Here is a 13,180-nt window from a genome sequence, read left to right as displayed (position 1 = left end):
ACCTTAAAGTAGCTTTACATATAAGATTTCTCGACCTTTATTTTCGAAATAGCCTTCTGCAAATGATTTACTAGTAATCTCTGAAAAATCGATACCAAAATGATTGATAATTTCATCTACTAGCTTTGTATTATAAATAGTAATTTTGTTTTTAGTCTGCCTAACAGTCAGCTTGTTAACAGCCATTCCCTCTGCATTAAAAATCATTAGGTGTTCATCCTTATATCCAATATATATTTCAGTAGGATAACCTAGCTTTTCATTAGTAGCCTTATTAATAACAAACCTTGTACCATTTTCAGATTTTACAATAGAGACATAAGACGATCCTCGTGCAGAGATATCTTTAAATGTCTGTGTTTCTTTTTTAACGAATTCTAGTAAATCATCTAGGTTTTCACTATTCTTATTAATATTTAGACCAACCTGTTTGTTCACTAAAGTTTGCTCATTCTGTAATAGATTTTTATTTTGTGCTAGTGTGTTTTGCATTGTCTCAGTTTGTTGTTTGTTCATTTGAATCGCTCCCGAAGTTTTTTATTAAGTAGCGCTAACTTAATTGACTTCATTCTAGATGATTTATAAGAAAAACAACCCCCACCTTTGTTTCCTACATACAAAAGGGGGGGATTGCTATTAAAGTAACGATTCTATTCTTTCTTCAAGATTGTTTAAATATGTCTCTAGGTCTATTTGTAGTTCATTAAAAATAGCAACACGCTGTTCTAAAGTTAATTGAGGATACCTTTCTTCATCAAAAATAGCACTGAAACGTTGTTGAATCGGTATTGGTGATTGAAGTGTTTCGTTGATAATCTCTTCTGCTTTTAATTCATTAATACCTAACTCCGAAGTAATTGCCATGGAAATATTTAAACCATACATACTGTTGAATTGATAACCAATCAGCTTATTTATTACTTTTCTCATTTTGAATACTTCTCTTATTTGTTCATCATTAAATCCATTTTGTTGTAATTCCTTTTTGGTTAGTTTATGAATAGGTGTTTTTTTCAGATTAAATTCTAATATTTCAAGAACCAAATCTTTTGACCTTAATGGGAACTGATATTGCTTTTTTGTTTTAAAAATGCTTGGTTCAATACCATATGCTTTCAGTATTTTTTTGAATTTATTTTGCTCCCTTTCAATCGTTTTCTCATAATTTTTTTGGTTATCTATATTGCCGTCATTTAACGTTCCTGAAAGATAATGTGTTCCTATCCTTCCTATAATAATTGCTCTTAATGTTATCTTTTCCATATCTGATTACACACTCCCTTAATTACAATCATTCCCCCTTTCCCCCTATTTTTCAAGCGATAAAAAAAGAATATGTACTTGGCACATATTCTTTAGTAAAGGAATGCTTGCCAAATATCGGCACCTTGCTTACTCATCCGCTTCCTCCCTACGGTCAGTTCGCGTTACGTTACGCACAGATTCCTCATTCGACAAGCATTCTAGCAAGTTTTTTGTAAGGGCTTATTTATTTTCATTAATGATTTCTTTTGCAATTTCAGTAGCAACTGCAACAACTACAGCACCAATTACTTTATCCCACATGGTAATCCCCCTTTTTGATAATATTTTAAAATACATATTTATAGCTCCCAATCTACTGTCTTGCAATGAATAAACCATTTCACATATTTATCGTACACTAGCATTTTTTTATCTTGAGCATTTATATACATACCTTCAACTCCATTTTTGCTATCAATTTTAATCACATACCCTCTGCAATCGGTTCACTATAAGGAACCAGTATCCATTCATTTTTAACTGCTGGATACAACGGGTGAAATCCTCTTCTTCCTTTTAAACTTTCAATTTGAAGAACATTTACTTTCTTATCGAGTAAAATCGCTACAATCATATTCAAACGTTTTAGTGCTTCTTTATTATTTTCGATACCTGCACCTGCTGCAATAATTACATCTTCTACACGCTGAACTTCTTCTTGAACATACTTTAAATTTTCTATAGCAGAATCATTTGTATTTGCACCAGCAATTGTAGGGAATAAATTCATGATACTAACTGAGCCATAATCTAATTTTGCTAAGTTATTTATTACATACATCGTAGTTTGATCCTGTACAATTTCATTTGCATCACCAGCATTTTTCATAATTATAAGAGCTGGCTTTTTATTTTTGTCCCATTCTTTTTTTACAACATACTTATTGGCTAACTTATCATCATAAATGACTTCTGTTTTTATTGTGCTTTTAATAACCTTCAAGTTTCTTCATTCCTTTCTGTAAATTGAGGAACCACCTTATCATCAATTAACCAAACTTCATAAGGTGATGCATTCTCTATTTCAATCGAAATGAGCGTATAATAATTACCTTCATCATCAGTATAATTTGCACAATCACAAATAACTGGTTCTGCTAATTTTGAGATAACACTCATTGGAACCATTTCAGTATCTATTTCATCATGCATTAAACCGACTGTTTCATAACCTATATCTTGAAGCTCGATTTTCTTCCCTAACTTCTGTTCTAATATTTCTGCAATCCGAATTAATGCTCTCATATACTTCACTCCCATTCTCCAAAATATAAAAAGCCCGAGCATCTCTAATGGACGCTAGGACTCAAATATTAAAAATCTTCATTTTAAAAGTATCCTTTCTCTTTTAACGAAATGAATTTATCATCACCTATGATGATATGGTCGAGAAGCTCAATGGATAGTAACTTACAAGCCGCCGCTAAACGTTCTGTAATCTCTACGTCTTCTGGACTTGGTGTTGGATCGCCTGACGGGTGTGGGTGGCAGCAGATGATTGAGGCAGAGTTGCTGAGGATTGCTGTTTTCATTACTTCACGAGGATGTACGATGCTAGCGTTAAGGCTGCCAACGTGGACCGTAGAAATGTTAGTTGGCTGGTTCTTTGTGTCGAGACACATCACGACAAAGTGTTCCCTGTCTACGTCTCCTAGGTAGTCTCGGAAAAACTCGTAGCTGTCTTGTGGACTTCGGATTCTACGTTGCTTGTAGAGCATACTTGATTCTTTTACTAATTTTACTGATACGATGTTAACTCTTTTTGCTTGTAACATTTAAGCCCTCCTAAGTAAAAAGACCCTACTAAATTAAACTAGTAGGGTTTAATATTATTCTGAATTATAATATATGCTTAATTAATATTTTGATACTATTCAAACCATTCTGCATATAACTTGTTAAAATAAACATCTAATTTATCTTGTAATTTTTTATCAACCTTCCCTGTTTTCCTTTTTATTAAAATTATTTCTTTTACTAAATTATCAATATTTTCAATATCTTCTTTAATTATTATTACAGGTATTTTCTTGACATAATTAGCTGAATTATTTGCAGTTGGATTTATAGTATGAATAATTTTTGTAAATACTTCTGAATTAAAGTAACCTAACAAATAATACAAATATTCGCGCTCATGAGGGAAAACCCCTACAACTGATTGATCAAACACTTGGTTTTCTATTAAGTTTGCCTTTATTTTTGAAGACTTAACCATAGGTAAGGCTATGCCCTTTTTAAAGTAAAAATCTGAGTTTTGAAACCGTGCCTTTTTATTTGTAGTATAAAATTCAATCGCTTCTTTACTCCAGTCTATATACCAATCAATGCTTCTTACATAATTGTCTGCAGCACCTTTAACTATTGGTACATATACTTTTTCTGAATCAATTCCAGAAAGTAAGTCGCTGTAACCCAAAAATTCATTATTTATTTCTGATATATTAATTATTGGACATTTACTTTGGTTCCGTACCTTCTCATTCGCAACTTTAAAGAATCTACTATTATCACCTGTATATATTCCGGTTACACATTTAGCAATATCACCTAAAGTACAACTAGAATTATTAATTAAATTTCTTATACCAGTGCCGCCCTTTATTAAGAATGCTTTATTTTTAGAAGTATAAACTTCTCTTTGATTTAAATTTACTAAGTTAAAATCATCAAATTCCCCTTTAGTTATCGTTTCAAAATCTATAGGAGATTTTAACCCATCGATAACCTTAATATTATTGTCCAAAGCTTCAATATAGTCCGATACCTTTTCTAGATTAATAATACACATTTTCGAATACCCGTAGTTTACACCTGGAAAGAAATTAGATGGAAAAATAGTAATGTCTAAAATTTTTGTGTTAAGTAATAAATATTCCCTTAGACTTTCAAATCTGTGTAGATTCATAAAAGTATCAGGAATAATAAAAGTTAATCTTCCTTTTTCAGCTAGTAACTTAACACATCTTAATAAAAATAATGCATACGTCTCTTTTACATAAAATCCTTTAAATATATTTTTAAGATTATCTCGTTTTTCGTAATCTTGCCAAGCACCATAGGGAGGGTTTCCAATTATTTTAGTATAATATCCTTCTATCAGAGCTTTGTTATCTAATTCTTCATCTAATAGTGTGTCTGAATGTATAATATTTATATTCGATGAAAATTCATACTTTCTATTTAAAACATTTATTGCGTCTGGATCTATGTCATATGCATCGATACTCGGTTGAGATACTCGAAGTATTGTATCAATGAATATCCCATTTCCTGCAGAAGGCTCTAAAACTAAGTCTCTTTCATTTATGTTTAATTTATTAACCATATACTCGGTAATAAACTTTGATTCCGTATAGTAAGATTGATAGATATTCATAGTCCTCCTAAATATTTACTTAAGTTTTATCTTAAGTTTTATCTTTCGTAATTATATTAACACAAAAGCCTTAGTATCAGAAGCAATACTAAGGCTTTTTAAATTTACCACCATGTTAAATAATGGTCAGCAAACGTTTTGTTCTGTTTTGAAGTAATTTTAGATTTCATATATTCTGCAGTTTCTTCGTTTAAGTCTTTCATAATTTGGAGGTCTTTTTCTTTAACAAATGATAATATATCGAATCCTGTAAATTCAAAAATCATTTCATAAACTTCATTACCTCTTAAAACAGACCACAATTTAGAAGATTCCAGTTGTCTTAAATAATTATGACCCCCTGCTTCAACTGTACGCACAGCCAATATACAATTGAATTCTTTATCTGTTAAATTGTATTTATTCAATAAGTTATAAATCCTTGCGACAGTTAGTAATCTTTCTTTGTTTCCTTTTTCATTTGAACCATAGCTACCTTTAAAATCTATAATATACTTTTTATCACTTACTTCTAAATTGCCGTGTTCATTAAAAGTTGTCTCAAATAATTCGTCACTGTTTAAATTTATACTATCACCTAAAATAGACCACATTGTAGAATATTCAGTAGAAATTTCCCTAACAATATTAGCTTCGATTTGTTTGTTATGAAGCTTATTATTGAATGCAGATTTTATCCCTTCTGCAACATCCATAAAATCTGGAGCTATAAATCTCTTCACTGTATTAAATACAGGATATGACCAACATTGTTTCAATAAACTTTCCCAGAGTTCTCCAGATCTACGGGAAAGATCCATTGATTCATAATTCCATAAAGTATTCCTACATTCAAGTGAAACAATAACCCAACAATAATATACTAAAAATGCTGCTGCAGTTTTATTAGGGTAGTGTACTTCATTATTATAATACATATCTATTTCTTCAAATAATGAGTTCCTTAATACATCTAATATTTGATTCATTTCTTTTGTTTTTTCTTGATTTCTAATATTTTTCTTTTTAATCGCACTTAATGAAGGTGCAACAGATTTTCTCATGAAATCTAAAATCTCTATTTTGTTTAATAAATTCATATAATCACCCCAACTTAAATAGTACGTTAGAGTGAGTCTAAATTCCACCACAATATTACATTTAAACTAAAAACCGCACTTACTTATGGTACGGTTCACCCTTCATAATCCTAAAGCTTCGGTAAATTTGTTCAATCAATACAAGCTTCATTAATTGGTGAGGCAAGGTCATCTTGCCAAATGATTGTTTCTCGTCGGCACGTTTGAGGACATCTTCGTGCAAACCGAGAGAACCACCGATAACAAAGGCAATTTTACTTTTTCCATAGGTCATTAATGACTCGATATCTGCTGCCATTTCTTCAGAAGATTTCATTTTGCCGTTTATCGCAAGGGCAATAACGTATGTGTCTGGGCTAAGTTTGGAAAGGATGCGTTCGCCTTCTTTTTTCTTCACAATTTCCATTTCTGCATCACTTAGCTGCTCAGGTGCTTTTTCATCAGGTACTTCAATTACGTCCATTTTTGCGTAGCCACCTAGGCGTTTTACGTATTCGTCGATCCCCATTTTTAAGTACTTTTCTTTTAGTTTTCCGACTGATACAATTGTTATATTCACACGTTATCCACCTTTACATTTCATTTACAAACAAATTATCCACAAAAGTTATCAACATATCCACAAGTGTTTTCTATATATTGTGTAAAGTTATTTACTTGATACAATATATTCTGCTGACTGTTCACAGTAACTACATTTTGTGGATAACTTTTTTTCCTCTTCTACTTTATCCATAATTGGGAATACTTTTTGCTCCGCGACAAACATGTCTAAAGCGTGATCTATATGCTTTTCACAACTGTATTTTTCCATTTAATAGTCTCTCCTTATTTTCCGAAATTTCCACAAACTTATTCACAATTCCGTCTATGTTATCCACAACCTATTGTAACAAAGGAATAGCGAGTAGGGAAGGAAGGCTTTACACCGCTACTCGCTGTGTAAAGTTGTTATTCACAAATTTCTAGTTATCCACACCTGTATTTAATTTATTTCCTAATCGTTAGGGAGCTTTTTATCCTGATTTATTTAAAAAAATCGGTAGTAGATTATACATCTACTACCGATACTGTCATTACAATGAATCGCTATTTGTTAATGTTAATGTTACATCAACTAATTTACCTTGGCGATAAACTTTCATTGTTAATTTATCTCCGATTTTTTTATCGTTATACAAGTGTTTACGTAAATCAATTGATGTTTCGATTTTTTCTCCATCCATTTCAACAATAATATCGTATTGTTGCACGCCCGCTTTTGAAGCTGGTGAGTTGCCCATAACATCTGTAATGACAACGCCTGTTGTGATGTCTTTAGGCAGTTTTAATGTTTGTTGTTGATAGAATGCTGGTACGTCTGTTAAATCAACTAATGTAATACCCATTGTTGGACGTTTCATTTCTCCGTTGCGTTCTAGTTCCTCAATAATTGGTATTGCTGAGTTAATTGGAATCGAGAAGCCTAAACCTTCAACAGATGATTCAGCAATTTTCATGGAGTTAATGCCTACTAATTCACCAGCTATGTTCACTAGTGCACCACCACTATTACCAGGGTTAATAGCCGCATCTGTTTGCAATACTTCTTGTTGCCAGTCTGCCACTTTGTCGCCATTTAAATCAACTGGTACAGAACGATCTTTCCCTGAAACAACACCTGTTGTAACAGAGCCATAAAATTCTAATCCTAGTGGATTCCCGATAGCAATAACTGTTTCGCCTTGTTTTAGTACATCTGAGTTACCAAATGTCGCAACTGTTTTAACATTTTTCGAACTGATTGAAATAACTGCTAAATCTGTCCAAACATCGCTACCGACTAATTGTGCCTCTTCTTTTGAGCCATCTTGCATTGTTACTTCTAATTGTTTTGCCCCTTCAATTACGTGGTTATTTGTTACGATAAAGGCTTTATCACCCTCTATCTTATAAATAACACCTGAGCCACTTCCTGTTTCTGTATCTTGTGTCGTTTGCTGATTCCAAAAACCGCCGCTTGCGACTTCTTGAATATTGGTAATCCCTACAACAGCACCTGATGCTTTATCGACTGCACTTGTGACATCGGTCGTTACTTCTGTAGCTACTTGGTTGATGGTTGTATCATTTTTGCCAGTACTACTTGTTGTTGTCCCCGGCATTTGATTAACAAGTCCAGGAAGCATTAGCCAAACGAGTAAAGCACCGATGATTACGCCAACTAGTCCACTAAAGAAATAGCCCCCTTTACCGCCACCGCTTCCGTTGCCTCCACCTTTCTTTTTCGAACGCTTCTCTTGCATTTCTTTTTCCTCACGTTCAAGTCTCTCTTGTAGAGGTGATTTCTGGATTTCATCATTATTTAGAAAATCACTGTTTTTATCATCTTCATTAAAATAACTCATGTTCCTCATCCTTTCGTGCGACTGCTCTATCTATTAATTCTTGCCTTTATCATACGATTCAAACATTAAAATTACATGAAAAATAAATAAAATGGGTATAAAAAATAGCTGTTCAATGCATTAATAATAAAATGCAATTGAACAGCTTATCTTTTTAACTATATAGACTCTATTTATTTTTGCAGATACACAGGCAAGAAACCTCTCATAGCCTTTATGCTAACTCGATACTCACTCTTGTCCTATTTTTAAACCGTTACTAGCTTTGTCGGCTCCTCAGCATCCGTATCTAATAAACGGACATATTCACCTGCAATAATCCCACAAGATTGCAACGTTTGTGAAACGCTCATGCGCGCAAGCTCTTTCATATTATTATCTTTACTTAAATGTGATAAGTAAATATTCGTTGGCTTTTCAAACACAACCTCGCTCATCGCAATAGCTGCATCTTCATTTGATACATGTCCTACATCACTCAAAATACGACGCTTTATGGACCAAGGATAACGTCCCATTTGTAGCATATTGACATCATGATTACTTTCGAACACAAAGGAATCTGCGCCGCGAATAATACCCTTCATACGGTCGCTAACATAGCCTGTATCGGTAATAATCACGAGTTTACGACCATTCTCATGAAATGTATAAAACATCGGATCTGCTGCATCGTGGGAAACGGCAAAAGATTCAATTGATAGTGTGCCAAAATGCTTCACCGTCTCCATTTCAAACTCAAAACGTTGCTCTACAGGAATATCTCCTACGAGTCCGTCCATTGCCTGCCACGTTTTTGCATTCGCATATATCGGTACATTATATTTACGCGCTAATACGCCAATTCCTTTAATATGATCACTATGTTCGTGAGTAACTAAAATGCCACTTAGCTGTTTCATATTGCGGTTGATTTTTGCAAAGAGCTGCTCCATCTTTTTTCCACTAAAGCCAGCATCGACAATAAATGCATGATTATCGTTCTCTACATAAATCGAATTGCCTGTACTGCCACTTGCTAAAACACTAAATCGCATCATTAAACTCCCCAGTCTTCTTCTTCAACCTCTTGCTTTTCCTCTTGTATTTCAATAATCTTACCTTCCACAGCATCGACAAAATACTCTTCAATTTCACCGTCTGATAATTTTACGCGTACTTCCCATGTTGGCAGTAATACTTGTGTTTGCGTTAAATAAACAAGTGTTGAATAGCCTAGCTGCATATGCTCAATACGTGAATCTGGCTTTAAAAGCCCTTTTGCATATAACGCCTGAATCACCTGAATCGGCGGAAGCGCACTTTCTTGTTGCTCTACTTCCTCAATATTATCAAGCATCGTTTGCTCATACATGGTTACTTCATTGTCCGCATTCCACTGTATTTTTAACAGACCACTCTTATTGTAATAGAGCATTCGATTATTTGTTTTTTGAAAGAAGATGGCTATTCGTTCATCACGGTTGACCTTCCATAATCCGTAGGAACCACCTTCTTTAATATTTGCCTGCACAAATTCTGTGAAGCTTGCATCATCATTCACATTTCTCAATTTCACAGGACTGAGTAAAATTACCCGCGCCTCTTTTGGATCGGTAATATTTGCTTGATGATTTGGATCGGTAAAATCAGCAGCCGTAAACGTATGGACTTTGCCTGAAATATACGTAGCTGATTCAACGCTATTCGGAAGTACACCATACGTTATATTATCCTCTTTTAAACGAGCATCAATCGTTTTCTCACCTGCTACCTCAACACTTTGCGCCTCATTGTAACGATTCACATACAATGAGTATAGGAAAATATTTAATATTAAAAAGACGACAATAAAAATGGATTTTGTTCTATTCCAATCCATTTTTTACACCCCCTAGCATTTCAGGTGTCAGTAAAATCCATGAACCATTACGGATAATAAACCAGCTCGGTTCTAACGTAAATAATTTTAGATTTTCATCTTGTGTTAAATAATACCCAACGGCAATTTCATCGATATCTGATAATACAATATTATTTAGCTTATGAACTTTTTCAACTATTTCCGCTCCGGATGGCAGTTCTTTAATCTCTTTTTCCGAAATGTCTAAAGAAAAGTAAGGTCGTTTATAACGGAAAATGCGGTTATCTCCCCATACTGTTGAAATACGAGTTGTTGCTTGATCACTATAGACAGGGAACCCTTGTAAATAAAGTTGATAATCTATTTGATTTTTACTCGGATTGCTTGATACATATCGGTAATCCGCTGTGAAGCCACCATGCTCATTGATAAACTCAAAGCTATCCTGGAAGAGCTTTGATGGCTCTACTCGTTCACTACTTTCTGCAGCTGGATATACATATATTAATGATTTAAATCTAGTATCGACAGTCATAAGAGACAATCCATCTGTATATTTTTCGAATGTAGCACTTTCAACATTACGCTGGACGACGTTTGGCTCTGAGAATAAAACATTTTTGAATAGTGCTGGTGATAGTTCATTCATATAATACGTATATTTTACAGATTCAATTTTATCGCTGGCAACGTAAAGTGAAGTATAGCCATCACGCTCTACTTCTTTATACGCACTTTGCAGTTTTGACGGTTCAATAATATCTTTAGCAAATTCATTGGCATTTGTAATACTTACATGTGAGCGTAACAGTGATTTATTAGAGCTACTAACGAAATACATCTGTACTTCTTTATTTGAGTAATTAGTCCAATCTATAATAATACGATTGAACGTTGTCTCTGGTAACTCTTTTTCATCAAAATTGAAAATTGTACTTAGCTCTGAGAAAGGTATTTCTCCAGCGAAAAACACAGTCATACGATTATTAGCACGTATCATCTCATTGATATAGGTTGGTGAAATATTATTATTTACTCGAACTAAATCAATAATGTTCCAGCCATCGAAGGCATTCATAATATCCTTCATTGCGCTATTTGATACTGTACCTGTAAATTTATCGTCACTGCTATAAATGGCTTTATACGGCTTAATAACATCTTCCACTTTCTTTTGTGTGCCAATTAAAATTTCTTTGCCTTCTGTTTGCTCAATTACTTTGTAATCAGGGGTATAGGTCCAAATAATGAAGGTTAGCACAACACTTAGCATGACGAGTAGAAATAAAACAATGGATTTTACCGGTTCTATATATTTCATCCCCACTCACCTGCCTCATCAAAATCATCTAATTCAAATGGTAATGTAAAGAAGACTGTTGTACCATATCCTTCTTCACTCTCAGCCCAAATCTTCCCACCATGCGCTTCAATCATTTCCCGTGCAATGGCTAATCCAAGGCCTGTACCACCCATAGAACGTGCTCTCGCGCGATCAACTCGATAAAAACGATCAAAAATACGACCTACATTTTCTTTAGGAATACCCATTCCATCATCTGAAATCATTACCTTGAGCATATTTCCTTGTACAGTAAAACCAAAACGTACATTACCGCCATCTGGAGAATATTTAATGGCATTCGAGATAACATTGTCAATAACTTGCGTCACCTTATCCGTATCAATTTCAACGTAATACGATGTCTCCGGAAGTAATCGTTTAAATGTTACATTTTCTGATTTAGACATTTCAAAGCGATCGATAATTCGATTAAAGAATGAATTAAATAACACAATATCCTTATTCAATTTATAATTACTACTATCCATTCGTGATAATTGAAGTAGGTCATTCACTAAACGAATCATACGCTCGGTCTCCGTTTGGGTAACATTTAAAAATGTTGGTGCAATATTATCATCCTTCCATGCACCATCCATTAATGCCTCCAAATAGCTATGCATCGTTGTTAATGGTGTACGAAGCTCATGTGATACATTCGATACAAATTCTCTACGCTCCATTTCAATCTTTTCTTGCTCCGTAATATCATGAAGGACCGTAATTAAACCATTAATAAACCCTGTTTCTTTTTGAATGACCGAAAAATTAGCACGTAAAATATACGGAGCCTCTGACGTACTAAAATCCAAGTTGATTGCATCATTCATATGGATTAAATCCTCGAAACTGTATTCCTGATCAATTCCTAAAACAGATGCGATAGGACGTCCTAACGTAATATCTCTTGAAATATGCAATAACTCTAATGCTGGATCATTAATAAGGATAATACGTCCTTTGCGATCTGTTGCAATAACGCCATCGGTCATATTACTAAGAACAGAATCGAGTTTTCGCCGTTCTGCCTCTGTCGTTGATTGAGACTCTTGCAAACGATTGGTCAGATGGTTAAAGGTCGTGGCAAGCTGCCCAATCTCATCTGTTCCATAAACCCGTACTTTGCGTGAAAAGTTCCCTTTTGCCATTGCTTGTGCTTGTTTACGCATATCAGCAATAGGTTGCGTAATAGTGCGTGCTACTAAAATGCCTAAGAAAATAGTGACTACTAACGATACAGCAGTACCACCTAGGAAAATACGGTTAATATCATTCATTTGTTCAAATACGGATTCAATATTTGCTTCAATATAAAGTACCCCGATAATTTCATCATCAGGGCCAGCCCCATCACGGATTGGCGTTGCTACCACCCATACTCGATTTCTTGTTTTATTATCCAGTTTTATAATATCAAATAATGTTTCTGCTGATATCGCTCGACGGACAAGGTCTGTATTTGAACGCTGTCCAATTAAACTTTGATTATCTTCTTCTGAAGTTGCAAGTATACGCTGTCTATTATCAATTACGCGAATTTCTAAAATATCACCTGTCGATACATCCTTCAATCCTGTTGAAAATTCCTTTACGATGGATTTCAGACTTTCCTCAATTGAAGGCATACTTTCATCGCGTTCTTTCAAAATTTCTTCACGAATGCTATATTGCATCAAATCTACACGTTGAAAAATAGACTCTTGAAAATTACTTTTCAAATTTTCCTCTAATTGCTTTGCAAAATATATGCCTATAATTTGTAATGCTAACAAGATCAACAAAATATAAATTAGTACAAGCTTGACATGAATTGATTTAAAGAAGCTTACTTTCTGCATTTCC

The 13,180-nt window shown here is 34.0% G+C and carries 14 protein-coding genes; all 14 read right to left on the bottom strand.

Going from position 1 to position 13,180, the window contains the following annotated elements; genetic code table 11:
- Positions 1 to 3: 3 nt before the first annotated feature.
- The gene (locus NSQ74_RS03715; protein ID WP_340821566.1) at positions 4 to 516 is read right to left on the bottom strand and encodes a hypothetical protein; all 513 of its coding nucleotides are present in this window, start codon (positions 514 to 516) and stop codon (positions 4 to 6) included.
- Positions 517 to 636: 120 nt separating this feature from the next.
- Positions 637 to 1,263, bottom strand: coding sequence for a hypothetical protein (locus NSQ74_RS03710; RefSeq protein WP_340821565.1), 627 nt, complete (start codon positions 1,261 to 1,263; stop codon positions 637 to 639).
- Between the two features lie 466 nt (positions 1,264 to 1,729).
- Positions 1,730 to 2,248, bottom strand: coding sequence for a DUF1643 domain-containing protein (locus tag NSQ74_RS03705; protein WP_340821564.1), 519 nt, complete (start codon positions 2,246 to 2,248; stop codon positions 1,730 to 1,732).
- Positions 2,245 to 2,559, bottom strand: a complete 315-nt coding sequence (locus NSQ74_RS03700) for a hypothetical protein (protein WP_340821562.1) — start codon at positions 2,557 to 2,559, stop codon at positions 2,245 to 2,247. The genes NSQ74_RS03705 and NSQ74_RS03700 overlap by 4 nt, the downstream gene beginning before the upstream one ends.
- 74 nt (positions 2,560 to 2,633) lie before the next feature.
- On the bottom strand, positions 2,634 to 3,080 hold the full coding sequence (locus NSQ74_RS03695) for a JAB domain-containing protein (protein WP_340821560.1): 447 nt from the start codon (positions 3,078 to 3,080) through the stop codon (positions 2,634 to 2,636).
- A gap of 95 nt (positions 3,081 to 3,175) precedes the next feature.
- The gene (locus NSQ74_RS03690) at positions 3,176 to 4,684 is read right to left on the bottom strand and encodes an Eco57I restriction-modification methylase domain-containing protein (RefSeq protein WP_340821559.1); all 1,509 of its coding nucleotides are present in this window, start codon (positions 4,682 to 4,684) and stop codon (positions 3,176 to 3,178) included.
- Positions 4,685 to 4,788: 104 nt separating this feature from the next.
- Entirely contained in the window at positions 4,789 to 5,763 is a 975-nt protein-coding gene (locus tag NSQ74_RS03685; RefSeq protein ID WP_340821558.1) for a hypothetical protein, read from the bottom strand.
- A gap of 79 nt (positions 5,764 to 5,842) precedes the next feature.
- Complete coding sequence (gene rlmH / locus NSQ74_RS03680) at positions 5,843 to 6,322, bottom strand: 23S rRNA (pseudouridine(1915)-N(3))-methyltransferase RlmH (protein ID WP_340821557.1); 480 nt, start codon at positions 6,320 to 6,322, stop codon at positions 5,843 to 5,845.
- A gap of 90 nt (positions 6,323 to 6,412) precedes the next feature.
- Positions 6,413 to 6,577 (bottom strand): CxxH/CxxC protein, encoded by a 165-nt coding sequence (locus NSQ74_RS03675; RefSeq protein WP_340821556.1) that lies wholly within the window; start codon positions 6,575 to 6,577, stop codon positions 6,413 to 6,415.
- A gap of 262 nt (positions 6,578 to 6,839) precedes the next feature.
- Positions 6,840 to 8,150 (bottom strand): S1C family serine protease, encoded by a 1,311-nt coding sequence (locus NSQ74_RS03670; protein ID WP_340821555.1) that lies wholly within the window; start codon positions 8,148 to 8,150, stop codon positions 6,840 to 6,842.
- 248 nt (positions 8,151 to 8,398) lie between these two features.
- Entirely contained in the window at positions 8,399 to 9,187 is a 789-nt protein-coding gene (locus NSQ74_RS03665) for an MBL fold metallo-hydrolase (RefSeq protein ID WP_340826392.1), read from the bottom strand.
- Positions 9,188 to 9,189: 2 nt separating this feature from the next.
- Complete coding sequence (locus NSQ74_RS03660) at positions 9,190 to 10,011, bottom strand: two-component system regulatory protein YycI (protein WP_340821554.1); 822 nt, start codon at positions 10,009 to 10,011, stop codon at positions 9,190 to 9,192.
- Positions 9,998 to 11,314, bottom strand: coding sequence for a YycH family regulatory protein (locus tag NSQ74_RS03655; protein ID WP_340821552.1), 1,317 nt, complete (start codon positions 11,312 to 11,314; stop codon positions 9,998 to 10,000). The genes NSQ74_RS03660 and NSQ74_RS03655 overlap by 14 nt, the downstream gene beginning before the upstream one ends.
- On the bottom strand, positions 11,311 to 13,176 hold the full coding sequence (gene walK, locus NSQ74_RS03650) for a cell wall metabolism sensor histidine kinase WalK (RefSeq protein ID WP_340821551.1): 1,866 nt from the start codon (positions 13,174 to 13,176) through the stop codon (positions 11,311 to 11,313). Before walK ends, NSQ74_RS03655 begins: the two co-directional genes overlap by 4 nt.
- Between the last annotated feature and the right edge of the window lie 4 nt (positions 13,177 to 13,180).

Origin of the sequence: Lysinibacillus sp. FSL W8-0992, from assembly GCF_038008685.1 — a bacterium.
Lineage (GTDB): Bacteria > Bacillota > Bacilli > Bacillales_A > Planococcaceae > Lysinibacillus.
This window is presented reverse-complemented; position numbering and strand designations above follow the sequence as displayed.